We start from the raw sequence: 26875 nt of genomic DNA on the forward strand, positions 1-26875 counted from the left end.
CTCGGCTTTGCGGCCAACCGTAGCCGAGCATGGGCTCGGCTCTACAGGAGCTGGCTTACCAGCCGTACGGCGGCGGGTAGTCCCAATAGCCCGGGCCGCGGCCGTAATAGCCGCCATACGGACCGAAGAAGCCCGGTCCCTTGCCTTCGCTCACGTGGATGTTGACGTTGACCCCGTGGGTCTTGCCTTCATCGGTGGTGTAGTTCTTGCTCAGGTTCAGCGTGGCGGCGTTGTAGTGGCTGTTGCCACCGTTCTTGGAATAGCCGATGCCGGTGGTGAAGCTGCCGGACACCTTGACCTTGTCGTCGGTGACGTCGGCGATCTTCGCGTCGTCGTGCACGCGCGGGCCGCTCTTGTCGCCGTAGTACGTGCCCGGCGGGTCCTGCTGCAGGGCTGGGTCGTTGAGGTAGCGCATCGGCGCCTGAGGCAGCGTCAGGTCCAGGCCGGCCGCCTGCGGCGCGGTGGCACCTGCGGCGGACTGGGCCAGCACGGTTCCCGGCAGGGCCAGGCACAGCAGCAGGGTCAGGGGGCGGATCATGACGGCGCTCCAGCGGACAGGTGGCCACGCAACACGCGGCGGTACAGGCCGACGCTAGCAGGGGTTGCTTGAATGATGCCTGTCGGCGCCCGCTTACGGTAGAGCCAGGCCATGCCTGGCTGCAGGCTACAACCGGCCGAACCCGAACAGCCCCTCCAGCGCATGCGTGCGCCGCTCGATCCGGGCGCGCAGCAGCTGCGCGCCGATCATCGAATAGGTGATGCCGTTGCCACCGTAGGCCATGGCGAAGTGCACCCGCGGGCCCCATTGTTCGTGCGGGCCGAAGAACGGCAGGCCATCAGCGGTCTCGGCGAAGGTGCCGCCCCAGGAGAACGCCGGCACCGGGTCCAGCCGTGGGAACCAGCGCAGCAGCTGCTTCATCAGCTGGTCGGCCTTGCTCTGAACGCGCCGGTCGCGGCGGGCGGGGATGTCGATGGCGTCGTCCAGCCCGCCGACCAGCAGGCGACAGTCGCCGGTGGCGCGCAGGTACAGGTAGGGGCGGGCGCTCTCCCAGACCATCGTGGTGCGCAGCCGGCCGAGCACGTCCGCATCGATGGGATCGGTGATGAAGGCGTAGCTGCTGCGGTTGCGTGCGACCCGTTGCTTGAGCCAGCGTTGGTTGGCATAGCCCATGGCCAGCACCACGTGGCGTGCGCGGATGGTGGCACCGGCTTCGGTACGGGCGGCCACCCCGCGCGCGGTAGCATCGAGGCTGTGCAGTACGGTGCGGTCATGCACATGGCCGCCGCGCCGACGCAGGCGCTGCAGTAGCGCATAGGTCAGCCGATACGGATCAACCCGGGCCGCCTGCCGGGTCAGCAGGGCGCCGCCGGCCTCAACGTCGAAACGTTCCCGCAGTGCCTCCGGGCCCAGCCAGCGGGCATCCAGGCCGATGCCGCGACGGGCATCGCCCTCGGCCATCAGGCGCGGCACGTCGCGATGGCGGCTGGCCAGGTACAGGCTGTCCATGCGCTGGAAATCCACATCCTTCAACCCGCGCGCCACGTCGCCCAGGGCCGGAATGGCCTCGGCACACGCACGGTAGGCAAGCGCGGCGGCGTCCTGGCCGTAGCGCTGGGCCAGTTCCAGCAGATGGGTATCGATCTCGTACTGCAGCAGCGCGGTGCTCGCGGCCGTGCTGCCCCAGCCGATGTCGCGCTGCTCGATCACCGCCACGTCGTGGCCATGCCGGGACAGTTCGTCGGCAATCAGCGCGCCGGTGATGCCGCCGCCGACCACCAGCACGTCGCAGCGCAGGTCCTGCTGCAGCGGCGGGAAGGCGTGGATCAGGCCATTGCGAACCGCCCACCACGGGTAGCCACTCTTCAGGTCCATGGGTCAGCCTGCCGGATTGATTTCATGCTCGTCCTCAGGCTGATCTGCAAGCAGTCGAGCAAACAGGTCGGGGAGGTCGCGCGCTACCGGGAGGGCGTACTGACGTTCCATGCCAATGAATGGAATCCGCACTACCGGCATTGCTGCGTCCAGTGTGTCGAATCCAAATCCCTCCCCGCCGCCGTCCGACGCGAACAGGAATATGCCCGGCGCGTATGATTCAACTTCATACTCACGATTGAAGTCGACCACCTCTTCCGCTTTCCAGAAGACAATGTAGTTGTCGCCAATAAATCCTTCGCCACCGTTGTGCGCCCTAAGGAATTCAAGGTAACTCTCGGGAAGTGCCACTCCCACGCGGGCTGACAGATCAGCAATGGCCGACATTTCAGCCGGGCCATTGAGCTGTCCCTCTGTCAGGTGATATTCCATGACTGCTCTTCCATGTCTCTCGGGGACTGGTTAAACCAGAAGTTTGCCTGCTGCTGATGAATGTCGCGATGGGGGATAACGTCATGGGCGGAGTCGGTTGGCGTCCACCATTGCCCGTAGATCAGGCCGTGGGCTGGCCGGTATGCGGGGTCTGGATCAGTTCGGACAGATCGAAGCCCTGCAGGCGCGCGGACGCCAGATAATGGTCCTGCACGGTGGCGTCCAGCTGCGGTTCGCGGGCCAGCAGCCACAGGTACTTGCGGTCCGGGCTGCCGACCAGCGCCACGCTGTAGTCCGGGGCGACCTGGATCACCCAGTAGTCGCCCTTGGCGAACGGCAGCCAGCGCAGGCCCTTGGGCAGGAAACTGACCTCCAGGCGCGCGCTGTCGTTGTCGATCGCGCAGGCCTCGCCGGTGGCCTCTTCGATCTCGCCGTCCATGCGGCAGCGGTTGGTGACACCGACGTTGCCGTTGTCGAGCAGGGTGTAGTGCGCCGACACGTCGGTGCAGCCTTCCGGTTCATGGCGCATTGGCAGGCGTGCGATCTCGTACCAGGTGCCCAGGTAGCGGGGCAGCTTGAGGTCGGCAACGGTCTTCAGCGGCGGGTGCTCGGTCATCGGCGGTCGTGGCAGGGGGGGGCCTCCACGATGCCGATGGCCTTGCCATGGGCGGGTGAAGCCGGGGCGATGGCCGTGTCCAGAACGTTCCGTCGCTGCTGCGGCGTGCCCGTTGTCACCGGTGCGGCGGTATGCTGCCGCCAGCGCCGTGTTTTCCTGATCCAACCGAAGTGGAGGTGCCGATGTACCAGGTGATCCTGTTGAAGAGTGAATCCGCGTTCGCACGCGAACAGTGGCCGCAGGTCGATGATCTGGTCGACTACGAAGGCGTGTCCTACAGCCTGCGTGCCGGGCCGCGCCAGCCGCTGCCGACCGACCACGACTGGCATCCGGTGGCGGTGTACGCGCCCGATGAGATCACCGAGGAAGAGTTCCAGGACTGGTACGCGCTGCAGCAGCCGACCGTGGAAGAGCTGCGCCTGAAGTACTGATATTGCTGCGCGTCGCCCATCCGCCCTTTACCGCCTGTGCCGTATAGTCGCGCGCAGGCGCGGTGGTCCGCGCGAACCGGTGTGGCTGGCGTGTCTTCTTTCCTGCGATCGATCCGTGCACGGGGCCCCTGGTGGGTCCTGATGCTGTGCACCGCCCTCCTGCTGTCCGCGCCGGTGCTGGCACAGGATGAAGACCCCACGCCGAAGCAGCAGCTGGCGGATATCGATGCGAAGCTGAAGGAAGTCGACCGCAAGCGTGGTGATGCCGCGGCCATCGAAACATTGGCCATGCTGTCCGAGGACGCTTCGAAGGCCCGGCGTGACGCCGAGGCGCTGGAGAAGTCGCTGCAGCCGCAGCTGGACCGTCTCGACGAACAGCTAGCGCAGCTGGGCACGCCTGCCGAGGGCACCACCGAGCCGCCCGAACTGGCGGCGCAACGGCGCACGATCAACAAGCAGCGCGACGGCCTGGCCGCATCGGTGGCGCAGGCCAAGACCAGTGCCGTGCGTGCCCAGCAGCTGGCAGCCGACATCGACCAGCAGCGCACTGCGCAGCGCGCCGAAGACATGGGGAAGAAGGTCGCCTCGCCGTTGTCTCCGGCACTGTGGAGCAAGGTGGCCGAGCGCCTGCCCATCGATATCGCACGCGTCGCGCCGTTGGCCGAGCAGGGGCGCGATACGTTCGTTGCCGGCGTCCGGGCCAATGGCTGGGGCACGCCGTTGCTGGGCCTGATCGCCGCGCTGGTGATGATGTTCCCGCTGCGGCTGTGGCTGCGCCGCTTGGGGCGGCAGTTCGCCGCGTCCGATCGTGCGCCTGATGGACGCCTGCGCCGTTCCGGCCTGGCCATGTGGTTGTTGCTGGTCGGCACGTTGCTGCCCGGCTATGCCGTGGTGGTGCTGATGGCGGCGCTGGACGCCATCGATGCCATCGCGCCGCGCCTGCAGGTGGTGGCCGACGGCCTGGAGACGGCCACCTTCCGCGCCGCCTTCATCGCTGCACTCAGCGCCTGCATGCTGGTGCCCAAGCGCCCGTCATGGCGGCTGTTGAACCTGGACGACACCGCCGCGCTGAAGCTGCGCAAGTACGCGTGGGGCGCGGCGGCACTGGCCTGGCTGAGTACGGTGCTGGTCGCCCTCGATCAGGCTACGCGTACCAGCGACGTCACCACGGTGGCGCTGGATGGCCTGATTGCCCTGACCTACCTCGGCCTGATCATGGCCATGCTGGTGACCCTGGCACGCCTGCATCGCCGGCAGACCGCCGAGGCCGAGGCCAAGCTGGAGGCACAGGCCGATGGCGTGGGCGCGGCCACGCCGGTGCGCCGCAGCAGCTGGCTGGTATTGGCACGCGTGGCGGGCAACGTCGCGGTGGTGGCCGCCATCGTCGCGACGTTGCTGGGCTACCTGAACTTCGCCAAGTTCGTGAACCAGCAGCTGATCGGCGGCAGCATCGTGGTGCTGGCAGCGACCCTGCTGTTCAAGTTCGTTGATGACCTGAGCACGTGGATGCTCAACGCGGACAGCAAGGTGGGCCAGACCATCCTGCTCAGCACCGGCCTGAGCGTGTCGCGCCTGGAGCAGGCCGGCGTGCTGCTGTCGGCGGCGCTGCGTACCGTGGTTGTGCTGCTCACGCTGCTTGCCCTGGTGGCACCGTTCGGCAACATCGGCGCAGTGGTGGATCGATTCACTTCTCTGTTCACGACCGGCTTCGATATCGGTGGTACCAAGCTGGCACCGGCAGGGATCGTGATGGCGGTACTGGCGCTGCTGGCCGGCCTGGCGATCACCCAGCTGGTGCAGCGCTGGCTGACCGACACCTACCTGCCCAAGACCGAACTGGATCTGGGCGCACGCAATTCGGTCAGCACCGTCGCCCGTTACGTCGGCATCATCATCGCGGTGATCTGGGCCCTGAGCGCGATGGGACTGCAGCTGAGCAAGCTGGCACTGCTGGTCAGCGCGCTGTCGGTGGGTATTGGTTTCGGCCTGCAGGTGATCACCCAGAACTTCGTCTCCGGCCTGATCCTGCTGGCCGAGCGCCCGGTGAAGATCGGTGACTGGGTGAAGCTGGGTGATCAGGAAGGCGACATCCGCCGCATCAGCCTGCGTTCGACCGAGATCCAAGTGGGCGACAAGTCGACGCTGATCGTGCCCAACTCCGAGCTGGTCACCAAGACCGTGCGCAACATGACGATGGGCAACAACCAGGGCCGCATCCAGATCCAGTTCGCGGTGCCGCCCAGCACCGATGTCGGCAACCTGCGGCAGGCGCTGCTGGATGCGTACACCGCGCACACCAACGTGCTGAATCAGCCGGCACCGACGGTCTACATCGACAGCATTGCCGGTGGCCAGATCACCATCAACAGCTTCGCGTACGTAGCCAGCCCGCGGCAGGTGTATGCGACCCGCAGCGATCTGTACTTCAGCCTGCTGCAGATCCTGGCGGAGCGGAACATTCCGCTGTCGACCCCGACCGACATCCACATCACCCGCGACCCGCAGTAGTAGGGGTTGTTTTGCAGGGCTGCGCCCTGCACCCGCGGTAGTGCCGGCCGCTGGCCGGCAACTTCAACAGCAACAGCAAAGGCTGGTTTCCTGAGGGATGGCGGGGTGGGTCCGGTTGCGGGGGACGCCGTGAATCCGTCCCTGGAGGCTTGGCAGCCGCATCCATGCGGCTGACACCCCCGCAACCGGACCCACCCCGCCTTCGACAGTTTTCCGCGATCTGTCGGAAATACTTTTGGGGTCAGATCCGTTTTCCTATGGAAAACGGATCTGACCCCCGGAATTTCATTCGATATCTGACAGATGTGTCGACCAAGGTCGACACCTACCTACAGCCACGTGAACCTGTCGAAGGTGGGGCGGTGTCGGAGTGCGGGGTGTCAGCCGCATGGATGCGGCTGCCAAGCCCCCAGGGACGGGTTTACGGCGTCCCCGCACTCCGACACCGCCCCGCCATCCCACGGAATGCCCGCTGTTGCAGTTGCTGTCGCTTCGGCCTCTGCTGGTGCAGGGCTGCAAGCCCTGCCGAACACCCCCTACTTCCGCGGCAGGTAAGTCACCAGGGACAGATCGTGCCGGCTCTCCGGCACCAGCGCCACGTACTGCAGGTCCAGCAACCCACGCGTGGGATGGTTCAGCTTCTTCGCCCCTTCATCGAACCGTCGCACGTCGTGCTCCGGCCACCACTGGCGGAACTCCTCGCTGTGCGCGGCGATGTCCTCCACCAGCGCCAGGAACGGGGCCTTGTCCGGCGCCTGCGCCATCGCCGCGCGGAAGCCTGCCAGCAGGCCGCGGGTCATTTCTTCCCAGTTGAGGATCAGCGCGCGGTAAGGCGGGTACAGGAACATCAGCCGCAGCGTGTTGCGCTCGTGCGGCGCCAGCTGGCTGTAGTCCACGAACAGCTCGGCGATGGCCGGGTTCCAGGCCAGGATGTCGAAGCGGGTGTTGCGCACATAGGCCGGGATCGGCTGCATCGCTTCGACCAGCTGGCGCAGGCCGTCGGTCACGCTCTCGTCGGGTGATTCCAGCGGCACGCCGTAGCCGGACAGCGCGAATGCGTAGGCGCGCTCGTCGTCGCTCATGCGCAGCACCTGCGCCAGGCGTTCCAGCACCTCGGGCGAGGCGCGCACTTCGCGACCCTGCTCGATCCAGGTGTACCAGCTGACGCTGACCCCGATCGCCAGCGCCACTTCCTCGCGCTTCAGGCCCGGGGTTCGACGGCGCCCGGCCAGCAGGCCGAGCATGGCGGGGTCGACACGGGCGCGGCAGGCCTTGAGGAAGCCGCCGAGCTCCTTGCGTTCACTTTCGCTGCGCATCATCGCTACCGCCGTGCCCGTTGTAGCGTCGAGCCATGCTCGACGCATCTGCCAGCCCGCGAAAAGCAGCAGAGCATGGCTCAGCTCTACAGGACGCGTGATCGACCACCCTCGGCGTTGCGCACGAGGGTGACGATATCCGCGCAGGCGCGCCGATCAGGCATCGACGCGCTTGGAGCCCACAGCCAGGCCGGCCTTCAGGCTGGCCTCGACGAACTCGTCCAGGTCGCCATCCAGCACCTTCTGCGTGTCCGAACGCTCGATGCCGGTGCGCAGGTCCTTGATGCGGCTCTGGTCGAGCACGTAGTTGCGGATCTGGCTGCCCCAGCCGATGTCGGACTTTGTGGCTTCCACGGCGTCCTTTTCAGCGTTGCGCTTCTGGATTTCCAGCTCATACAGCTTGGCGGCCAGCATCTTCATCGCGTTGTCGCGGTTCTGGTGCTGGCTGCGGCCGGTCTGGCAGGCCACAACGATGTTGGTCGGGATGTGGGTGATACGCACCGCCGACTCGGTCTTGTTCACGTGCTGGCCACCGGCACCGGACGAACGGTACACGTCGGTACGCAGGTCGGCCGGGTTGATGGTGATGTCGATGTTGTCATCGATTTCCGGCGACACGAACACCGAGGTGAAGCTGGTGTGGCGGCGGTTGTCCGAGTCGAACGGCGACTTGCGCACCAGGCGGTGCACGCCGGTCTCGGTCTTCAGCCAGCCATAGGCATAGTCGCCTTCCACGCGCAGCGTGGCCGACTTGATACCGGCGACGTCGCCACCGGAGACTTCCATCAGCTCGGTCTTCCAGCCGCGCGATTCACACCAGCGCAGGTACATGCGCAGCAGGATCTCGGCCCAATCCTGGGCTTCGGTGCCACCGGCACCGGCCTGGATGTCGACGAATGCGGCAGCATTGTCCATCTCGCCGGAGAACATGCGCTGGAATTCCAGCTTCTCGACGTGCGACTGGTGCTTGTCCAGGTCGGCGACCACAGCCAGCGCGGTGTCCTCGTCCTGCTCGGATTCGGCCAGCTCAAGCAGTTCGGTGGCATCAGCCAGGCCGTCGAGCACCGAGGCGATGCCGCCCACGGTCTTTTCCAGGCTGGAGCGCTCGCGGCCCAGGTTCTGGGCGTACTCGGCGTTGTTCCAGACGTCGGGGCTTTCCAGCTCCCGCGTTACTTCTTCAAGACGCTCTTTCTTGGCGTCGTAGTCAAAGATACCCCCGAAGCGACAGCACGCGATCGGTCAGATCGGTGATGCGCTGGCGGACAGGATTCAGTTCGATCATGTCGGCGATTATGCATTCAAAAGATGACTGGTAATGATACCGCAGGCCGGGGATGCCCGGAATGAGGGCCTCACCCTGCACCCAGCGCCTGCCGCAGCAGCGGCAGCTGGCGCCGGCTGCAGGGCACCTTCGCCCCGTCGGCCATGTGCAGCAGGGCCTCCCCGCCGTCCAGCGGCTCGATCGAGCGCAGCTGGCGACGGTGGATCAGCCAGCTGCGGTGCGGGCGCAGGAACTTGCCCGGGTCCAGCCGCTGCTCCAGCACCGCCATGGTGATCCGCAGCGGGTAGTCGTGGCCGCGTACCCGCAGGTTCACGTAGTTCCCCGCCGCCTGGGCATACTCCACGTCGGCGGTGGCGACCAGGAACTCCTTGCCCAGCTTGCGCACCAGGAAGTGCTGGGGGCGCTCGACCGGCTCCACTGGCGGGCCGACATCGGGCTCGGCCAGCAGGCTCGCCTCACCCTGCCTGCGCCGCCCGAACCAGCTGGCGAAGTGCTCCAGTGCCACGAACATCGCGAAGGTGCGGATATCCTTCAGGTATTCGTAGGCAAAACGCTCCAGCCATCCCGCATCGTCCTGGTAGCGGTAGCCCATCGACGCATAGGCCAGGTGCCGCAGCACCATCATCCCCACCACGTGCAGCAACGACCAGCCCACGCTGGCCAGCAGGTACAGTGGCAACCGCCGCTTCCAGGTATCGGCATGCAGCGGCCATCGCTCACAGCCCCACCACAGCAGCGGCAGGGTCAGCAGGATCAGGGCGAGACTGCTGAACTCCCAGATCATCGGTTCCCAAAGGCCGAGATCGCTGCCCCGCCGCGAGGCGTCCATCACCTCAACCAGCGCGTTGGTCACCGCCGAGGCCGACAGGATCGCTGCCCAGACCAGCAGCCGGGTGGTGGTGCGCCAGCGCGGTGGTCGGCCCTGGGTCATTGCTGCATCCATGTCGTTGCGGTGCTCCAGCCTGCCTCAATGGCCAAAGGGTAGCGGCTCCATTGGTCCCGCCACCCCCGCCATTGGTCACTGCGCGGGTTCCGGCAGCCCCTTGGCAGTCGCTGCACGGACCGGGCGGCGTCACCTTGGGTCGACTCTCCGGCACACCACCACCATGACCCGACGCCACGACATCGACGCCCTGCGCGTGTTCGCCTTCGCGCTGCTGATCCTCTACCACACCGCCATGGCCTACGTGGATGACTGGGGTTTCCACCTCAAGAGCCTGCATACCGCCGAATGGCTGCAGTGGCCGATGGTGTTCGTCAATCGCTGGAGGATGTCACTGCTGTTCCTGATCTCGGGCATCGCCATCGCACTGATGCGGCCCGAAGGCAGGTTGCTGCGCTTCGCCGGCCTGCGCACGTGGCGGCTGCTGCTGCCCCTGCTGTTCGGCATGTTCGTGATCGTACCGATCCAACCGTACTGCGAAGGCGTGGCCAACAGTCATGTTGCGCCCGGCTTCGGGCATTTCCTGCTGCGCTACTGGCAGGTGCGGCCGTGGCCGGAAGGCAGTTTCGCCGGCTGGCAGTACGGCATCACCTGGAACCACCTGTGGTACCTGGCCTATCTGTGGAACTACACGCTGGCCCTGGCCCTGCTGATGCCATTGCTGGGAACGGCCGTGGTGCGCCGTGCGATCGCGTTCTGCGCCGCCTCGCCGATACTGCTGATCGGAATTCCGTCTGCGCTGCTGCTGGCCTGGGTGATCTGGCTGGAGCCGATCTATCCGTCCACCAATGCCCTGCTTGGAGACTGGTACCAGCACGCGAAGTACGCGACAGTGTTCCTGGCCGGCTACCTGCTCGGTCGTGAGCCGGTGTTCTGGCAGCGTGTGGTCTCACTGCGCCGCACCACGCTGTGGCTGGCGCTGGCGGCGGTCGGCTGGTATCTGGGGTTGCGCATCCTCGGCCAGGTGCTGCCGGCTGACTCCCCCCTGCGGCAATGGCCCGAACCGTTCTGGGACCTGCAGGTCCGGACCAGCCAGTCGCTTTACGTATGGACCGCGCTGCTGGCCATCCTCGGCTGGGGAAAGGTCTTCCTCGATCGCCCGTTCCGCTGGCTGCCGTACTGCACCGAAGCCATCTATCCCTGGTACATGCTGCACCAGAGCCTGATCATCGCCCTGCTGTTCTGGCTCAAGCCGATGCAGCTGGGCCCTTGGCTGGAGCCAGCGCTGCTGCTGGGCGGCACCGTCGGCGGCTGCCTGCTGATCCACGAGTTGCTGATCCGGCGCACGCGCTGGCTGCGGCCCCTGTTCGGCCTGCGCGCCAATCCGCCAGCATCGCCGGTTGCACACGCTGCGCAGTTGTAGAGCCGAGCCAACGCTCGGCTGCCTCTGACATGAGCCGAGCGCAGGCTCGGCTCTACATTGAGGCAGTCGAGCAAGCTCGACTCTACACTGGCGTCCGAGCAGTCATTTCACCTCGAACTCGCCCACCAGCACGGTCTCGGCGCGGTCCTTCAATCGCATCGTCACCATCTGGTCTTTCTGCTTGGCCGTGCCCCAGTGGGTGGTCAGGCGCAGCATCAGGGTCGTGGCACCGGTCACCAGCTGCTGGCGGCTGCCGAAGTAATTCGCTTCCACCTTGTACTTGCCGGGCTTGGCGTTGCGCAGCGAGAACTGCTCGGGGCCATAGCCGCCGGTGAAATCCTGCGACATCTGCCCGCCCTGGTAGGTCAGGCGGTTGCCGTAGTACGCGCGCTCGCCGTTCGGGTCGGTCACCCACAGGTCCATGTCGCTGTTGTCGGCATCCCACGACAGCACCACCCGCAGGTCCAGCGGCATCGCCTGCAGCAGGCGCGGGTCGATGCCGGTGGTATCCAGCCGGGGCGTGCTGCGGGCCACCAGGTTCGTCAGGTCATCCAATGCGATCAGGGCGATGCCATCGAAGCGGCTGTCCCACGGCCGCACCACCACCTGGTACAGCGGCGCCAGCGCCTGCTGCGGCTTGCCGGCCGCCGCGAGTGCCAGGCCGAGGTCGCGGAAGCTCTGCGGTTCCTCCTGGCCCATCGCCAGCACCTGCTCGAACACCGGCACCGCCAGCGCGGGAGCATCGGCCTGCATCAGTCGGTAACCGAGCACGCGCAGCAGGTGGCGGTTGTCCAGGTCCATCTCGGCCAGGTTCGACAACACGCGCAGTGCCAGGTCGCGCTGACCCTGCGCCAGCAGCAGGTCGGCCACGTCGAGGAAGAATGCGCTGCTGTCGGCATGGGCATCGCGCTCGGCCAGGTAGCGGTCATACAGTTGCGACGCCGGGCCCTGGCGCAAGCGCCGGGCGATGGTCGAGTCCGGCTGCCAGGCCGCCAGCTGGATGCCGAGCTCGCCCTCGTTGGCGGCAGCGGGCGCAGCGACACGGCCACCCGTGACCGTGATTGAATCCAGGGCCTTGTTGGATGCAGGCGCCGAGCGACGTGCACGCGCGCTGCTGGCTTCCATGCGCTGCTCGGCGGCGGCCATCGGTGCCGGGGCGGGCGGTGCCGCAGGGGCCGGCGCGGCGAGCATCGCCACCGGCGCCGATTCCATCGCGTAGTCCGCGGAGGCCACTTCCAGTGCCCCGCCCTTCGGCTGCGGCGGCATTCCCTTCGGCCAGCTGCGGTTCCACCATTGCTGGCGCTCCTTCCAGCGTGCAGCCACTTCATCCAGGCGCTCGCGATCCGCAGCGGCGCGATCCGCCACCTGCACGGCGAATCGTGCATCGTATTCGGTGCGGAGCGTGCCAGACGGACGGATCGCATAGCGCAGGTAGTCATCCAGGGTTTCCAGCACGATCAGCGAGGTATCCGGCCCCACCAGGCCAAACTGCTGGGACAGGCGCTGCATGGCCTCACGGTTGCTGCGGCGGTCGACGGCCAGTTGCTGCAGGCGCGCCTGCGCCCACAGGCCGGCCAGCAGTTCGCCGTCATCGCTTTTCTGCGTGGCCGGCAGCGCCTGCCATTCGCCGCCACCCACGCGCACCCGCATCGGCACACCGTCGGCCGCTAGTCGTGCGTGCAGCCACAGCCAGCCCTGGGCTTCACTGCGACGATCGATCACCACGTCCTGCACGCCGCGCCCCGCATCGACCTGCACATCCAACGGCGACGACAGCAGCTCGCGCGCCGCTGCATCGACATCCTCACCCAGTGCAACAAAGCGGCCACCATGCGCTTCGCTCCAACCACGCAGTCGCACGGCATCGGTGCGCGCACCGGCGCTGCTGATCGCAAACAGGCGTTGATCCGCCACCATCGCCGGTAGCTGTTCCGGCCCATAGGTCAGCAGGCCATCGCTGACCAGCAGGTATTCCTTCACGCCCGGCTGCGGCTGCCACTGTGCCAGCGCGCTGGCACCGTCCGGGCGCACGGCCTGCAGGGCTGCGCGCAGTTCACTCCAGTTGCCGGCGCGGATACGGAATCGACGCACCTGTTCGGCGCGATCGCGCAGCACGGTCAACGCCACGGTGCCGTCACCCATCGCGGCGAAGTACCGATCCAGCAGGGCGAACTCGCGCGTGCGGTCACGCTGCCCACCCGAGCCGGAGCCATCCCACAGCAGGCCGATCTCGCGGGGCAACGTGCGCGGCGTGCTGCCGGTCGACACCGGCAGCTGCGCCAACAGGTAGTGCCCGTCCTGCCAGGGCGCCACCTGGACCTGCGCCTGACGTGCTGCGGGCAGGCTCCACTGCAGCTGCTTCGGCAACTGCGCGCCCCTGCCCTGCCACTGCAGCTGGCCCGCGCTGATGCGGAATGGCGCCGTACCCGCGGCCGTCGCGCCCGGGGCCTGCAGCTTCAGTTCAACCGAGGCTGCACCGGCGGCGAACTGCAGCGGCAGCGTCCATTGCCAGCCGTGGCCGTCGAAGGCCAACGGCTCACGCATCACCAGCTGCACGCGCCGACTGCCGCCGGCCGGCAGCGGGTAGATGCGCAGGCGGAACTGGTTGCCAGCGGTCTGTTCCAGCAGGCCCGGGTCGACGCCGCGGCGGGCAATCTCCTCGAATACCTGACGACCGCGGTCCTTGGGCACCGGCACCGCATCACGCAACTCGCCGTTGATATCCAGCGCGAAGCCGCTGATCTGCTGGCCATCGGCCAGCGGGAACTGCAGCTCGCCCTCCAGCACACGCCGGTTCGGGTTGTGGAATTCCAGGGAGATCCGGGTCTGGGCGACGCCGGCCTGGACTTCGCCCTCGATGCGGGCGTGTCGCAGTTGGACCGCCTGCTCGGCAGCCGGGGCGATCAGCAACGGGGTAGAGCCACTCGGCACGGGCGGACGCCGCGCCGACTGCGCCGACGCGGGCATGGCCATCAGGCCAAGCAGGAACAAGGTGCAGCAACGGGCGAAGACCATGACAGGACTCCAGTGGGATCGTGATTGTCTGAACGCACAAGGTGGATGAATGGGGTTGACCCGGTTCGATGCTGGTCCTCGACCCTGCCGACGCCCAGCCTATATGACCTCTCCTTCCAACCCGAGAATGCGCATGCGCGTCCTTTTTCCGTCTGTCTTGTCTGTCTTGCTCGCCCTGTCCTCTCCGTTAGTTGCTGCCGCCACCACGATGCCCGAGGGAGCCTACTTCCAGCATCACGATTGGGTCGTGGCCTGTGACAACACCCGTACCTGCCGTGCCGCCGGGTACGCCAGTGGCGAAAACAGCACCTTGAGCGTGTTGCTGACCCGCGATGGTGGCCCCCAGCAACCGGTTCGTGGCGAAATGTCGCTGCGGCCGATCGACGGCCAGCAGTCGCCCAAGGGTGCCCTGCACCTGCGTATCAAGCAGCGTGATCTGGGCATGCTGACGCCGGCCAAGGAGGAAGGCATGTACACGCTGAACCCGGCACAGACCACCGCTCTATTGTCGGCGCTGGTGCGCGATGGCGGCATCACGGTGATCGATGCTGGCGGCCATGCATGGCCGCTGTCGGACAAGGGCGCTGCAGCGGCGCTGCTGAAAGCCGATGACTTCCAGGGCCGCGTGGGCACGGTGGGCGCGCTGATGCGCAAGGGCCCGGCGGCCGAGAGCAGCGTGCCGGCGGCGCTGCCAAAGCCGGTGATACACAAGGCGTCGATGCAGTTCCCTCTGCCCGATAACCGGGCGTTCGCCAAGCTCGCAACCTCGCCTGCATTGCGTGCAGCACTGCGCGCGACCTTGAAGGAACCGAGCTGCGAAGGACTGCTCGATGCTGATCGGGACACCCCCCTCAAGAACCCGCCACTGGGAATCCAGCGCCTCGATGGGAGGCACCTGCTCGTCAGCGTGCGGTGCTGGGACGCGGCCTATAACACCGGCGATGGTTACTGGGTCATCCGTGAGCAAGCGCCTTATCGGGCAGCTTGGGTGACCAGTGACACCACCTCCTACGGGAATGGCGAGATCATCGCTTCCCAATCTGATCGCTCCGAGCCCAGCTGCAGGTCCGAACAATCATGGACCTGGGATGGCACCCGCTTCGTTGCGACCTCAGCTACGGAAAGCGTCTTCTGCCGACATGCGCTGGACGGAACCTGGCAGTTGCCCATGCAGGTCACCGATGTGCAGTGAACGCTGAGAGCCTCGCGGCCACGAACGAGAATCATTGCGGGACTTCAGTGTGACTGCGTTGCTTGGGGGGGGTGATGCCGTTCGGCGCTGGGGATGACCTCTCGGCACAACAAGAGCGGCATTCCAACACAACGCAAGGTTGCCTACGACGACGGCCAGGTCATGCCCTCGCAGAAGGGCCGCAGCTTGGGGGGACTGCATCACGCTGGCCATCCTCCAGCGGACACTGCAGTTCGCGCTCCAGAACACGGTCTTTGGACTTCCGGAATTCAGGGACGATGCGCGCCTGGGAAGCGCCGACCTACACCGCGCTTGCGGTGCGAGATTGTCGCAACTGGACCGTTTACTCAGCGGCCGGAGAAATCAGCAGCGGGATAAAGCCCATCGGCGTAGGTAGACAACGCGCCGGCTGCGCCGACGCTGGCATCACCATCGAGCCGTGCACAGCTTTTCATTGCCTTTACCTGCAGTCACGATGCCTGCTGTCCCAAACCACCCAAAACTGCCGATGCGATTTGCTCGACGCGTATCCCTGCTGGTCTTGGCCTGGCCGCTGGCATCCGAAGCCATGCCCTCACCCAAACACCTGGAGTTTCACCATCTCGACTGGTTCGTGGCCTGTGACAACACGCGAACCTGCCGCGCAGTCGGCTACCCAGCCGACGAGGAAGGCACTCTGAGCGTACAGCTCACTCGCAAAGGCGGCCCTGGCCAGGCCATTCAGGGTCGACTTTCACTTCAGCCGGCAGAAAATCAGGCCCAACCCAAAGGCGCGCTACGTCTGCATATCCAGCAGCAGGATGTCGGGGTTCTTGCGCCCACCAAGGGCAAAGGCACGCACATCCTGAATGCCACGCAGACCAGCGCACTGTTGTCCGCACTGGTACGCGACGGCGGAATCAGTGTGACCGATGCTGCCGGCCACCGTTGGCCGCTGTCGGACAAGGGTGCCGCAGCGGTGCTGCTGAAAATCGATGAGCACCAGGGCCGCCTCGGCACTCCCGGGGCGGTGATGCGCAAGGGCAGCCTGCCTGAAACCCGCGTTCCCGCGGCACCGCCGATGCCGGTGGTGCGCAAGCCCACTACTCCGAACTCAAACCTGCACGACCCTGCATTGGCACGACTGGCCATCTCGCCGGCTCTGCGCTCAGCCCTGCTCACCACGCCCAACGCCGACGGCTGCGAAGGCCTGATGGACGCTGATGCCGATTCCCCACTAAGCAATTCCCCGCTGAAGGTCCACCGCTTGGACGCACAACATGTGCTTGTCAGTGTTCCCTGCTGGCGTGCCGCCTACAACTTCGGCGACGGCTACTGGATCGCCCGCACACGGGCACCCTTTCGGCCGCAACTGGTAACCGACGAAGCGACCGGCTACGACAACGGCCAGATCACAGCTTCAAAGCTGGGGCGCAGCCTCGGCGATTGCATATGGTCGGCAACCTGGACGTGGAACGGAACCGCCTTTGTCGCTACATCGGAAATGGCAGTCGGCCTATGCCGCGGCGTACCCGGCGACACCTGGGAACTGCCTAGACTGGTCAGCGAGATCCGCTGACCCGACAGGAAAAGGGGAACGGAGGGAACAAAATCGAACGTTGATGCATCCCGCCCGGCCATGCCCGGCGAGCGCGAAGCGCGGTGCCTCCGCCGCTCAGGCGGGCAGGCAGTGCTCGACGATCAGCTGGATCGCTGCGCCACCGCGGTAGTCATCACAGGCCAGGCGGTAGGCCAGGTGCACGTGACGGCTCGGCGCATTGCCGTGCCAGCCGCCGAAGTGGATGGCGTTGACCGTGCCCGGCAGGCCCGGCAGGCGCAGTTCCAGCTTCAGGTGGCGCTCCTTCAGCACGCGCCAGTTGGCCACCTCGAAATGACCATCGAACATCGGTTCCGGGAACCCCTGGCCCCAGGGACCGGCCAGACGCAGGGCGTCGGCATGGCGGTGGTCGAGTTCGTGCACGGCCAGTTCGCCATCGCTGAGCACGTGCTGCTGCAGCGCGGCCGGGTCAAGCACTTCCTGCACGATGGCAACGAAGGCGGCCTCGAACGCGGGCAGATGCTCCAGGCGCATGCTCAGGCCGGCGGCCATCGCGTGGCCACCGAAGCGCTCGACCAGGCCGGGATGACGCGCATCGACCAGCGCCAGTGCATCACGGATATGCAGGCCCGGGATGGAACGGGCCGAGCCGCGCAGGGTATCCGCACCCGGTTCGGCCGGCGCGAAGGCAATTACCGGGCGATGCAGGCGATCCTTCATCTTCGACGCAACCAGGCCAACCACGCCCGGGTGCCAATCGGCATCGAACAGGCAGGCCGCCACCGGGCGCTGACCGGCCATGTCCAGCACCACGCGGGTCAATGCCTGCTCGGCGTCGTCGGTCATCGACTGCTGCACCGCGCGCCGTTCCGAATTGATCTGCTCCAGCGTCTGCGCGATCTCGCGCGCCTGGCGTGGGTCTTCGGTCAGCAGCAGCGCGATGCCCAGCGCCATGTCTTCCAGCCGGCCCGCCGCGTTCAGGCGCGGGCCGAGCGCGAAGCCGATGTCAGTGGCGGTCAGTCGCGCGGCGTCACGGCCGCTGGCTTCGATCAGGGCGCGCAGGCCGACACAGCCCTGCCCTGCGCGCAGACGACGCAGGCCCGCGCTCACCAATGCACGGTTGTTCGGGTCCAGCGCTACCAGATCGGCGACGGTGCCGACCGCCACCAGGTCCAGCAGCGTGGTCAGGTCCGGTCCCTTGCCATCGGCAAAGACACCGGCTTCGCGCATCTGTCGGCGCAGCGCCATCAGCACGTAGAAGATCACGCCGACACCGGCCAGCGATTTACTGGGGAAGGCGTCGCCGTCCAGATTCGGATCGACAATGACGTCGGCCGGCGGCAGCTGCGGGCCCGGCAGATGGTGGTCGGTGACCAGTACCTGCCAGCCACGTGCCTTGGCCGCAGTCACGCCGGCATGGCAGGCAATACCGTGGTCGACCGTGACCAGCAGGTCCGGCTTCAACTCGGCCAGTTCTTCCACCAGCGACGGCGACAGACCATAGCCGTGCACCATGCGGTTCGGCACCGCGTGGAAGACATGCTGCGCGCCGAGCATGCGCAGGCCACGCACGCCGACCGCACAGGCGGTGGCGCCATCGCAGTCGAAATCGCCGACCACGAGGATGCGCTTGTCATTGGCGATGGCCTCGACCAGCAGGCCCACCGCATCGTCGATGCCGGTCAGCAGCTCGGGGGCGTGCAGATTGCCCAGTTTCGGCTGCGCGAGCTCCGGGGTATGCGCGCCGCGTGCAGCGTACAGGCGCGCCAGCAGCGGCAGCGTGCCCTCCGGCCAGCTTCCGGGCGCGACCGCATCGCGGCGGCGGATCGTCGGCGTATCAGGGGATGAATGCACAGCATCGGCGGCAAGGGACATCGGCATCGCCGGGTGACGGAAGACCCGCGCATGATACCCGCTCGGCGTGCCCGGCTCTTCCCGGGCTTGGCGCAGGCGCGGCCATCGCCCATGCTTGTTCGCTTCTGAAACGGAATTCGCCATGTACCGCCCGCTGAGCGCACTGATTGTAGGCCTGCTGCTGCCGCTCGCCCCCGATGCCGGAAACACGACGGCCACACCCGGTATCGAGTTCGTGCACCACGACTGGTTCCTGGCCTGCGACAACACCGGCACCTGCCGTGCCGCCGGTTATGGCCCGGAGAGCGCCGACGGCCCCCTGGGACTGATGCTGGAACGTGCCGGCGGACCCGGCACGCCGGTGAAGGCGCGGCTGCGGGTGGGCGAGGATGGCGAAAGCGCAATGCCTGAAGGAGCGATGCGCCTGCTGGTGAACGACCGTGATCTGGGCCCGGTGCAGGACACCGGCGCCGACGAGGCCGTGACGCTGCGGCCCGCGCAGGTGGAAGCCTTGCTGGCGGCCCTGCCCGGCCGGGCCCGCATCGAGGTCATCGACAACAACGGCACACGCTGGCCGATTTCCGACCGTGGGGCTGCCGCCGTACTGCTGAAAATGGACGAGACACAGGGAAGGATCGGTACACCCGGCGCCCTGGTGCGGCGTGGCACGCGCGCCGAAACCAGAGTGCCGGCTGCATACGCCAAGCCGGTGATCGTGAGCGCGGCGCTGGTGGCGCCACGTTCCGGAGACAGCGAACTGGGAAGCAGCGAAGCGCTGCGCGATGCCGTGATCGCCACGCTCGGCGACAGTGACGACTGTCCACGCCTGATCGAGTACACGGGCACCCCGGAAATGGTGATCGAGCGGCTGGACGAGCACCATGTACTGGTGCAGGCGCTGTGCCAGATGGGGGCGTACAACTACAGCAATGGCTTCTGGATCGCGCGTGATCAGCCGCCGTTTGCCCCGCAGACGATCACGCTGGAGGCAGAGGGCTTCTCGCGCGCCGAACGCACGCTCTACGCACGCTACAAGGGCCGTGGCATTGGCGACTGTGTTTCCGGCTCGGACTGGGTATGGGACAGCCGCAGATTCCAGCCCAGCAGCGCTTTCAGTACGGGCCTGTGTCGCGGCATACCGGGCGGACACTGGATGCTGCCAACCCTGATCAGCGAGGTGCGTTGAATGCACGCATCTTCACTGTTACGCACGCCACTCCTGTTGGCGTTGCTGACACTGGCATCGACGGCAACGGCCACAGAGCCGGTTGGCATATCGTTCGTGGAGGGCGACGGCGTGATGGCCTGCGACAACACCCGCACCTGCCGGCTGGCAGCCTACGGTCCATTGGCGCCGCTGATGCTGAGCGCGCTGATCGGGCGCAGCGGCGGGCCAAGCGCGGCGGTCACCGCCCGGCTGTCGATGGCCGAAGGCGGCGAGGACGTGCCACCAACCCCTGCGGCGGTAGCACCCGAAGGAACGTTGCACCTGCACGTGGACGGAGAGGACCTCGGTGCCATCGGCCACAGCGAAGCACTCGACTCTGGCCTGGAGCTGCCCACGCACTACGTGACCGCCATGATCGAGTCCCTGCTGGCGGGCAAGCGCGTCGAGATGAGCGACGCTTCGGGCAACGCGTGGCCGCTGTCCGACCGGGGCATCCACACGCTGCTGCTGAAGATGGACGAAGTACAGGGTCGGCTGGATACGCCTGGCGCGCTGGTGCGCAAGGGCTCACAGCCGGAATCGAAGGTCCCGGCTGCGGTTACCGCGCCACCCCTGAAGGCACCGCCGCTTCTGGTCGAAGCACAGGAAGGCGACGCGCAGCTGGCCGAGCGGTCGGATCTGCTGCAGCAGCTGCAACCGGTGGCCGCTGCGGGAAATGCGTGCGACCGGATGTCGTCGCGCCAACTCCGTATCGAACGGGTAGATACCAACCATGTCCTGGCGCTGTTGAATTGCGCAACCGACCGCTACATCGTGTCCGCAGGTGCATGGCTGATCCGCGACCGCCCACCGTTTTCGCCCACGCTGATCACCGCGAGCACGCTGTTTCCGCTCTATCCGTATGCCGTATTCCTTGAAGAAGGTTCTGTGACCGACACCGATCCCTGCGGCACGAACCGGCACTGGGCCTGGGATGGCTCGCGCCTTGTCCTGAGCGCGACGTATCTGGGTGAATACTGCTCAACCCGGAGCCGCAGGCACTGGTCATTGCCGACCTACGTTACAGAAGTCCAGTAGTGATGAAGCCGAGCATGGGCTCGGCGCTACAGGGGGAATCAGCAGCACCGATGGCTGTGCGGCAGCGCGCAGCGTCGGCTTCAATCGTGCAGCTGGCGCGGCTTCTTCCAGAACTGCCAGCGCTGTCCACGGTCCAGCTGGAACTGCAGGCCGTCTTCGAAATCCAGCACCAGCCGCTGCAGCTCACCACGCTTCAGCGCGGCCAGCAGTGGACGGATCGCTTCATTGCCGAGCTGCTGCAGGGAACGCAGCTGGCGCAGATCCACCAATGCATCCACCGCCTGCTCGCCGTCCACGGCGACGCCAGCCGCCAGGGCCAGGCCCTGCAACAGGGCATCGCGGCTACGCACCTGTGCGTGCGGCGTGCTGACCGACACCGGCATCACGCCACCGCCCCAGAACCACAGCGAATTGATCGGCTGTTGTCCCTGCACGGCGCGCTGCTGGTTCCAGGAATGGTTGTGCAGCAGTACCTGCGCTTCGGTCATCAGCGCCCGCCAGCGGCGGCCGCCCTCGCCTTCGGGCAGGTGAGAGAACAGGTCATCGCCCAGCACCTCGTCCGGACTGTCGAAGTCCGGCAGGGCCAGGTCGATCGGAAGCCGCAGGTACCAGCGCGAAGGATCCGGTGCGTCGAGCACGAATCCGGCATCGGCAAACAGCGGCTGCAGCACCGGCAGCAACGCCAGGCTGTCCGCCAAGGTCGGCCGCAGTGTTTCGCCGTAGGCCATCATTCGCGCGCCGTGCATGTCCGGCACCATGCAGGCCGGGTCGGCACGCAGCCAGCAGGCGCCGGCCGCATCGCCGACGTCGCGCTGGCGGGTCAACGCGGCCACCGGCCAGTGCGGCGCGGCAACCGTGAAATGGCGCGTCAGTTGTGCGCGTTCGCCCGGTGCGACCTGCACCGTCGTGGCACGGCCGAGCGCACGCGCCACATCGTCCGGCAGCGCAGCCACGGCAAAGCGGCTGCGTGCAGGCAACAGCAGGGTCGCCGTCGCCACGTGGTCAGTCCACGTAGCTGACGCTGACGATCTCGTACTCGCGCTGGCCGGCCGGGGCGTCGATCACGATCGAATCGCCTTCCAGCTTGCCGATCATCGCGCGCGCCACCGGCGAGGAAATCGCGATCAGGCCCAGCTTGATGTCCGCTTCCAGGTCACCAACGATCTGGTACTTCTTCTCTTCGTCGGTTTCCACGTCGGCCAGCGTCACGCTGGCGCCGAACACCACCTTGGAGCCGGCATTGAGCTTGCTCACGTCGATGATTTCGGCGTGCGACAGCTCACCTTCCAGCTGCTTGATGCGGCCTTCGATGAAGCCCTGTTCCTCGCGCGCGGCATGGTACTCGGCGTTCTCCTTCAGGTCACCGTGCTCACGCGCCTCGGCGATCGCGGCGATCACCTTCGGGCGCTTGACCGACTTCAGGTGATCCAGTTCGTCGCGCAGCTTCTGCGCGCCCTTCATCGTGATGGGGGCTCTCATGCATTCAACTCCTTGTGCAGCTCCTGCAGCGACCAGACGGGGCCGGTGCCGCGGAATTCCAGTGAATCCACCAGCGCCTTGGCGCCGGCAATGGTGGTCGAGTAGGTGACGCGATGCTGCAGTGCCTCGCGACGGATCGAGAACGAGTCGTTGATCGCCGAACGACCTTCGGTCGTGTTGACGATGTAGACGATCTCGCCGTTCTTGATCGAGTCGACGATGTGAGGACGGCCTTCGACCACCTTGTTGATGATCTCGCAGTCCATGCCATGCTGCTGCAGCCACGCGGCGGTGCCACGGGTGGCGACCAGGCTGTAGCCACGCGCCAGCAGCGCCTTGGCCACCGGCAGCACGCGCTTCTTGTCCGGATCACGCACCGAAACGAAGGCCTTGCCGACCGGCGGCGCCTTGATGCCACCGGCTTCCTGCGCACGCGCGAAGGCGGCGTTGAAGGTGCGGCCTACGCCCATCACTTCACCGGTGGAGCGCATCTCCGGCCCGAGGATCGGATCGACGCCCTGGAACTTGGCGAACGGGAAGATCGCTTCCTTCACCGAGTAATAGTCCGGCACGATTTCCTTGGTTGCACCCTGCTCGGCCAGGCTCTTGCCAGCCATGCAACGGGCGGCGATCTTGGCCAGCGGCATGCCGGTGGCCTTGGACACGAACGGCACGGTGCGCGAGGCACGCGGGTTCACTTCCAGCAGGTAGATGGTGTCGGAACCTTCGTCGCTGGTCTGGATCGCGAACTGGGTGTTCATCAGGCCGACCACGTTCAGGGCCTTGGCCAGCTCCACCACCTGGCGGCGCAGTTCGGCCTGGGTTTCAGCCGACAGCGAGTACGGCGGCAGCGAGCAGGAGGAATCGCCCGAGTGCACGCCAGCTTCTTCGATGTGCTCCATCACGCCACCGATCAGGACGTTGCCATCCTTGTCGGCGATGATGTCGACGTCGCACTCGACGGCGTTGTCGAGGAAGCGGTCCAGCAGCACCGGCGAATCGTTGGACACCTTCACCGCGTCGCGCACGTAGCGGGCAAGGTCGGCTTCGCCGTAGACGATCTCCATCGCACGGCCGCCCAGCACGTAGCTCGGGCGCACCACCAGCGGGTAGCCGATCTCGCGGGCCAGCAGCAGGGCTTCCTGGTCGTTGCGGGCGATGCGGTTCGGCGGCTGCTTCAGGCCCAGCTTGTCGACCAGCTGCTGGAAGCGCTCACGGTCTTCGGCCAGGTCGATCGAGTCCGGGCTGGTGCCGATCACCGGCACGCCGTTGGCTTCCAGCGCGCGCGCCAGCTTCAGCGGGGTCTGGCCGCCGTACTGCACGATCACGCCCTTCGGCTGTTCCAGCTCGACGATTTCCAGCACGTCTTCCAGGGTCAGCGGTTCGAAGTACAGGCGGTCGGAGGTGTCGTAGTCGGTCGACACGGTTTCCGGGTTGCAGTTGACCATGATGGTTTCATAGCCATCCTCGCGCAGCGCCAGTGCCGCGTGCACGCAGCAGTAGTCGAACTCGATGCCCTGGCCGATGCGGTTCGGGCCACCGCCCAGGATCATGATCTTGTCGCGGTTGCTCGGCGCGGCCTCGCACTCGTCCTCGTAGGTCGAGTATAGGTAGGCGGTACCGGTGGAGAACTCACCGGCACAGGAGTCAACGCGCTTGTAGACCGGACGTACCTTGTGCGCACGGCGCAGCGCGCGGATGGCCGCTTCGTTGGTGCCGGTCAGCTGCGCCAGGCGGGCGTCGGAGAAACCGGCACGCTTCAGCTTGCGCAGGCGCGCAGCGTCCAGCGCGTCGATGCCATCGGCGGCGACGGCGGTTTCCGCGGCAATGATTTCCTCGATCTGGTCCAGGAACCAATGATCGATGAACGACAGTGCGTAGATCTCTTCCACGCTCATGCCAGCGCGGAACGCATCGGCGACGAAGAACAGGCGCTCCGGACCCGGCGCCTTCAGCTCGCGACGCAGGGTCTGCAGGTCTTCTTCGTTGCTCAGGTCCAGGCCGGTCGGGTCGAAGCCGACCTTGCCGGTTTCCAGGCCGCGCAGGGCCTTCTGCACCGACTCCTGGAAAGTGCGGCCCATCGCCATCACCTCGCCCACCGACTTCATCTGGGTGGTCAGGCGTGCATCGGCAGCCGGGAACTTCTCGAAGGCGAAGCGCGGGATCTTGGTGACGACGTAGTCGATGGACGGCTCGAACGAGGCCGGGGTCAGGCCACCGGTAATTTCGTTCTTCAGTTCGTCCAGGGTGTAGCCCACGGCCAGCTTCGCGGCGACCTTGGCGATCGGGAAGCCGGTGGCCTTGGAGGCCAGCGCCGAGGAACGCGACACGCGCGGGTTCATCTCGATGACCACCACGCGGCCGGTCTTCGGGTTGATGCCGAACTGCACGTTCGAGCCACCGGTATCGACACCGATCTTGCGCAGCACGGCGATGGAGGCATCGCGCAGGCGCTGGTATTCCTTGTCGGTCAGGGTCTGCGCCGGCGCCACAGTGATCGAGTCACCGGTGTGCACGCCCATCGGGTCCAGGTTTTCGATCGAGCAGACGATGATGCAGTTGTCCGCAGTATCGCGGACCACTTCCATCTCGAATTCCTTCCAGCCCAGCACCGACTCTTCCACCAGCACTTCGGTGGTCGGCGACAGTTCCAGGCCGCGGCTGACGATCTCGACCAGCTCTTCGCGGTTGTAGGCAATGCCGCCACCGCTGCCGCCCAGGGTGAAGCTGGGGCGGATGATGGTCGGGTAGCCGACGCGGGTCTGGATCTCCAGCGCTTCGTCCAGGGTGTGGGCGACGGCGGCGGTCGGGCATTCCAGGCCGATCTCACCCATGGCCACGCGGAACAGCTCGCGGTCTTCGGCCATGCGGATCGCTTCGCGCTTGGCGCCGATCAGTTCGACGTTGTACTTCTCCAGCACGCCGTTGTCGGCCAGGTCCAGCGCGCAGTTCAGCGCGGTCTGGCCACCCATGGTCGGCAGCAGCGCGTCGGGCTTTTCCTTGGCGATGATCTTCTCGACCGTCTGCCAGTTGATCGGCTCGATGTAGACGGCGTCGGCCATCTCCGGGTCGGTCATGATCGTGGCCGGGTTGCTGTTGACCAGCACCACGCGGTAACCCTCGTCACGCAGGGCCTTGCAGGCCTGGGCGCCGGAGTAGTCGAACTCGCAGGCCTGGCCGATGACGATCGGGCCAGCACCGATGATGAGGATGGTCTTGAGGTCAGTGCGCTTGGGCATTTTCTTCTCTAAGTCAGTACAGCGTGACAAGGGGGGTGATCGCACGCTGTCGATCAGGAATCTTGATCCGCAGCGCCGCGCCGGGGGCAGCAGCGATGCGGGGTTTACGGTCCATCGCGACGCCACCGGGGGACCGGCGGCGTACTGATCACGCCTTGGCCTGCTCCATCAGCACCACGAAGCGGTCGAACAACGGACCGACGTCGGTCGGGCCCGGCGACGCTTCCGGGTGGCCCTGGAACGAGAACGCCGGCACGTCGGTGCGGGCCACGCCCTGGTTGGTGCCGTCGAACAGCGAACGGTGGGTCACGCGCAGGGTCGGCGGCAGGGTCGCTTCATCGATCGCGAAGCCGTGGTTCTGCGAGGTGATCATCACCCGGCCGCTGTCCAGGTCCTGCACCGGGTGGTTGGCACCGTGGTGGCCGTGGCCCATCTTCATGGTCTGCGCGCCCGAGGCCAGGCCCAGCAACTGGTGGCCCAGGCAGATGCCGAAGGTCGGGATCTTCACGTCGATGAAGGTCTTGATCGCTTCGATGGCGTAGTCGCACGGTTCCGGGTCACCCGGGCCATTGGACAGGAACACGCCGTCCGGCTTCAGCGCCAGCACTTCGGCGGCCGGAGTCTGCGCCGGCACCACGGTCACTTCGCAGCCACGCTCGGCCAGCATGCGCAGGATGTTGGTCTTCACGCCGAAGTCGTAAGCCACGACCTTGAACCGGGACGGCACGCTGACGAAGGCGTTGGCATCCAGGTCCAGCTGGCCCTCGGTCCAGGTGTAGGTCTTCTCGGTAGTGACAACCTTGGCCAGATCCATGCCCTTCAGCCCCGGGAACTTGCGGGCGGCTTCCAGTGCCTTTTCCACGTCGATGTCGCCGGCCATCAGTGCACCGTTCTGCGCGCCCTTCTCGCGCAGGATGCGGGTCAGCTTGCGGGTGTCGATGCCGGCGATGGCGACCACGCCGCGCTGGATCAGCCAGTCCTGCAGCGACACCTGGCTGCGCCAGTTGCTGGGACGGCGGGGAACGTCGCGCACGATCAGGCCGGCCGACCACACCTTGGACGCTTCATTGTCCTGGTCGGTCATGCCGGTGTTACCGATATGCGGATAGGTCAGCGTGACCATCTGCCGGGCGTAGGACGGGTCGGTCAGCACTTCCTGGTAGCCGGTCATGGCGGTGTTGAACACCACCTCACCGACGGACAGGCCGGGCGCGCCTACGGATTCGCCCTCGAATACGGTGCCGTCTTCGAGGACGAGGATTGCGGCTTGGGTCACGGGAATCTCACTTTGGCTACCGAGGGGGCTGCCGAAGTCACGCCTGCGCTTCACGGAAATCCGGTTGCAAAAAAGCGCGGACGTACGGTCTGGGACCGGTCCGGCTTTCGTGATTCGGCGAGTGCGAATTGTAGCGCTGCCGGGGCGCTCGCGCCAGCGGTTATCGCGCTTGATGAACAGGCGATTGCGTATTCATTTCAATCCGGCGGCGTATGCGGCGCCCGCTGGTAGCGGGGGGGGAAGTGGGAGCCGAGGGAGCACAAACAAAGGAAGG

At 66.4% G+C, this 26875-nt stretch carries 20 protein-coding genes; 7 read left to right on the plus strand and 13 right to left on the minus strand.

Annotated features, from left to right (window positions below; all coding sequences use genetic code 11):
• Positions 1-55: 55 nt before the first annotated feature.
• From ACTJJM_RS07545 to ACTJJM_RS07560, 4 genes are all read right to left on the minus strand, one after another.
• Complete coding sequence (locus tag ACTJJM_RS07545) at positions 56-538, minus strand: hypothetical protein (RefSeq protein ID WP_019661543.1); 483 nt, start codon at positions 536-538, stop codon at positions 56-58.
• A gap of 126 nt (positions 539-664) precedes the next feature.
• The gene (locus tag ACTJJM_RS07550; protein ID WP_019336292.1) at positions 665-1873 is read right to left on the minus strand and encodes an NAD(P)/FAD-dependent oxidoreductase; all 1209 of its coding nucleotides are present in this window, start codon (positions 1871-1873) and stop codon (positions 665-667) included.
• Positions 1874-1876: 3 nt separating this feature from the next.
• Positions 1877-2305: an SMI1/KNR4 family protein gene (locus tag ACTJJM_RS07555; protein ID WP_019336293.1), complete on the minus strand. Its 429-nt coding sequence runs from the start codon at positions 2303-2305 to the stop codon at positions 1877-1879.
• A gap of 121 nt (positions 2306-2426) precedes the next feature.
• Entirely contained in the window at positions 2427-2921 is a 495-nt protein-coding gene (locus tag ACTJJM_RS07560) for a lipocalin family protein (RefSeq protein WP_019336294.1), read from the minus strand.
• 182 nt (positions 2922-3103) lie between these two features.
• Here ACTJJM_RS07560 and ACTJJM_RS07565 point away from each other — a divergent pair, with 182 nt between their 5' ends.
• Positions 3104-3352, plus strand: coding sequence for a hypothetical protein (locus tag ACTJJM_RS07565; protein ID WP_006474562.1), 249 nt, complete (start codon positions 3104-3106; stop codon positions 3350-3352).
• Positions 3353-3493: 141 nt separating this feature from the next.
• On the plus strand, positions 3494-5860 hold the full coding sequence (locus ACTJJM_RS07570; RefSeq protein ID WP_440865370.1) for a DUF3772 domain-containing protein: 2367 nt from the start codon (positions 3494-3496) through the stop codon (positions 5858-5860).
• A 536-nt stretch (positions 5861-6396) separates the two neighbouring features.
• Here the strand turns inward: ACTJJM_RS07570 and ACTJJM_RS07575 are convergent.
• The 3 genes from ACTJJM_RS07575 to ACTJJM_RS07585 all read right to left on the minus strand — a co-directional run bounded on the left by ACTJJM_RS07575 (position 6397) and on the right by ACTJJM_RS07585 (position 9389).
• Positions 6397-7179: a helix-turn-helix transcriptional regulator gene (locus ACTJJM_RS07575; protein WP_440865371.1), complete on the minus strand. Its 783-nt coding sequence runs from the start codon at positions 7177-7179 to the stop codon at positions 6397-6399.
• 153 nt (positions 7180-7332) lie between these two features.
• A protein-coding gene (gene prfB / locus ACTJJM_RS07580; protein WP_097048047.1) for a peptide chain release factor 2 occupies positions 7333-8458 on the minus strand; the annotation gives its coding sequence in 2 pieces (ribosomal slippage) (positions 7333-8382 and positions 8384-8458; 1125 coding nt in all).
• Positions 8459-8528: 70 nt separating this feature from the next.
• Entirely contained in the window at positions 8529-9389 is an 861-nt protein-coding gene (locus ACTJJM_RS07585) for a LytTR family DNA-binding domain-containing protein (RefSeq protein WP_440865372.1), read from the minus strand.
• A 175-nt stretch (positions 9390-9564) separates the two neighbouring features.
• Here ACTJJM_RS07585 and ACTJJM_RS07590 point away from each other — a divergent pair, with 175 nt between their 5' ends.
• Complete coding sequence (locus ACTJJM_RS07590) at positions 9565-10764, plus strand: acyltransferase family protein (RefSeq protein WP_099559352.1); 1200 nt, start codon at positions 9565-9567, stop codon at positions 10762-10764.
• A 102-nt stretch (positions 10765-10866) separates the two neighbouring features.
• On the opposite strand, the gene ACTJJM_RS07595 is transcribed toward ACTJJM_RS07590, so the two are convergent.
• Entirely contained in the window at positions 10867-13779 is a 2913-nt protein-coding gene (locus ACTJJM_RS07595) for a VIT domain-containing protein (protein WP_440865373.1), read from the minus strand.
• Between the two features lie 133 nt (positions 13780-13912).
• On the opposite strand from ACTJJM_RS07595, the gene ACTJJM_RS07600 reads away from it, so the two are divergent.
• Positions 13913-14971 (plus strand): DUF1176 domain-containing protein, encoded by a 1059-nt coding sequence (locus ACTJJM_RS07600; protein ID WP_440865374.1) that lies wholly within the window; start codon positions 13913-13915, stop codon positions 14969-14971.
• A gap of 475 nt (positions 14972-15446) precedes the next feature.
• A complete protein-coding gene (locus ACTJJM_RS07605) occupies positions 15447-16529 on the plus strand; it encodes a DUF1176 domain-containing protein (RefSeq protein WP_231298794.1) in 1083 nt (360 codons plus the stop codon).
• Positions 16530-16625: 96 nt separating this feature from the next.
• On the opposite strand, the gene recJ is transcribed toward ACTJJM_RS07605, so the two are convergent.
• A complete protein-coding gene (gene recJ / locus ACTJJM_RS07610) occupies positions 16626-18383 on the minus strand; it encodes a single-stranded-DNA-specific exonuclease RecJ (RefSeq protein WP_341927128.1) in 1758 nt (585 codons plus the stop codon).
• Between the two features lie 121 nt (positions 18384-18504).
• Here recJ and ACTJJM_RS07615 point away from each other — a divergent pair, with 121 nt between their 5' ends.
• Complete coding sequence (locus ACTJJM_RS07615; RefSeq protein WP_440865375.1) at positions 18505-19548, plus strand: DUF1176 domain-containing protein; 1044 nt, start codon at positions 18505-18507, stop codon at positions 19546-19548.
• Positions 19549-20607, plus strand: coding sequence for a DUF1176 domain-containing protein (locus tag ACTJJM_RS07620; RefSeq protein ID WP_227200467.1), 1059 nt, complete (start codon positions 19549-19551; stop codon positions 20605-20607). It abuts the gene before it with no gap.
• Between the two features lie 80 nt (positions 20608-20687).
• On the opposite strand, the gene ACTJJM_RS07625 is transcribed toward ACTJJM_RS07620, so the two are convergent.
• The 4 genes from ACTJJM_RS07625 to carA form a co-directional block, all read right to left on the minus strand.
• Entirely contained in the window at positions 20688-21605 is a 918-nt protein-coding gene (locus tag ACTJJM_RS07625) for a phosphoglycerate mutase (protein WP_159360089.1), read from the minus strand.
• A 4-nt stretch (positions 21606-21609) separates the two neighbouring features.
• On the minus strand, positions 21610-22074 hold the full coding sequence (greA, locus tag ACTJJM_RS07630) for a transcription elongation factor GreA (RefSeq protein ID WP_026347191.1): 465 nt from the start codon (positions 22072-22074) through the stop codon (positions 21610-21612).
• Positions 22075-22082: 8 nt separating this feature from the next.
• Entirely contained in the window at positions 22083-25325 is a 3243-nt protein-coding gene (gene carB / locus ACTJJM_RS07635; RefSeq protein ID WP_019336240.1) for a carbamoyl-phosphate synthase large subunit, read from the minus strand.
• Between the two features lie 148 nt (positions 25326-25473).
• Positions 25474-26601, minus strand: coding sequence for a glutamine-hydrolyzing carbamoyl-phosphate synthase small subunit (carA, locus tag ACTJJM_RS07640; RefSeq protein ID WP_010482524.1), 1128 nt, complete (start codon positions 26599-26601; stop codon positions 25474-25476).
• Positions 26602-26875 lie beyond the last annotated feature (274 nt).

The organism is Stenotrophomonas sp. 22692 (assembly GCF_052045015.1).
Lineage (GTDB): Bacteria > Pseudomonadota > Gammaproteobacteria > Xanthomonadales > Xanthomonadaceae > Stenotrophomonas > Stenotrophomonas geniculata.

Coding starts and splice junctions, on each gene's coding strand:
- recJ (WP_341927128.1), bottom strand. CDS start 18,383: ATGTCCCTTGCCGCCGATGCTGTGCATTCATCCCCTGATACGCCGACG.
- ACTJJM_RS07555 (WP_019336293.1), bottom strand. CDS start 2,305: ATGGAATATCACCTGACAGAGGGACAGCTCAATGGCCCGGCTGAAATG.
- ACTJJM_RS07550 (WP_019336292.1), bottom strand. CDS start 1,873: ATGGACCTGAAGAGTGGCTACCCGTGGTGGGCGGTTCGCAATGGCCTG.
- carB (WP_019336240.1), bottom strand. CDS start 25,325: ATGCCCAAGCGCACTGACCTCAAGACCATCCTCATCATCGGTGCTGGC.
- ACTJJM_RS07590 (WP_099559352.1), top strand. CDS start 9,565: ATGACCCGACGCCACGACATCGACGCCCTGCGCGTGTTCGCCTTCGCG.
- ACTJJM_RS07620 (WP_227200467.1), top strand. CDS start 19,549: ATGCACGCATCTTCACTGTTACGCACGCCACTCCTGTTGGCGTTGCTG.
- ACTJJM_RS07605 (WP_231298794.1), top strand. CDS start 15,447: ATGCCTGCTGTCCCAAACCACCCAAAACTGCCGATGCGATTTGCTCGA.
- ACTJJM_RS07600 (WP_440865374.1), top strand. CDS start 13,913: ATGCGCGTCCTTTTTCCGTCTGTCTTGTCTGTCTTGCTCGCCCTGTCC.
- ACTJJM_RS07570 (WP_440865370.1), top strand. CDS start 3,494: ATGCTGTGCACCGCCCTCCTGCTGTCCGCGCCGGTGCTGGCACAGGAT.
- ACTJJM_RS07585 (WP_440865372.1), bottom strand. CDS start 9,389: ATGACCCAGGGCCGACCACCGCGCTGGCGCACCACCACCCGGCTGCTG.
- ACTJJM_RS07595 (WP_440865373.1), bottom strand. CDS start 13,779: ATGGTCTTCGCCCGTTGCTGCACCTTGTTCCTGCTTGGCCTGATGGCC.
- ACTJJM_RS07575 (WP_440865371.1), bottom strand. CDS start 7,179: ATGATGCGCAGCGAAAGTGAACGCAAGGAGCTCGGCGGCTTCCTCAAG.
- ACTJJM_RS07565 (WP_006474562.1), top strand. CDS start 3,104: ATGTACCAGGTGATCCTGTTGAAGAGTGAATCCGCGTTCGCACGCGAA.
- ACTJJM_RS07560 (WP_019336294.1), bottom strand. CDS start 2,921: ATGACCGAGCACCCGCCGCTGAAGACCGTTGCCGACCTCAAGCTGCCC.
- ACTJJM_RS07545 (WP_019661543.1), bottom strand. CDS start 538: ATGATCCGCCCCCTGACCCTGCTGCTGTGCCTGGCCCTGCCGGGAACC.
- ACTJJM_RS07615 (WP_440865375.1), top strand. CDS start 18,505: ATGTACCGCCCGCTGAGCGCACTGATTGTAGGCCTGCTGCTGCCGCTC.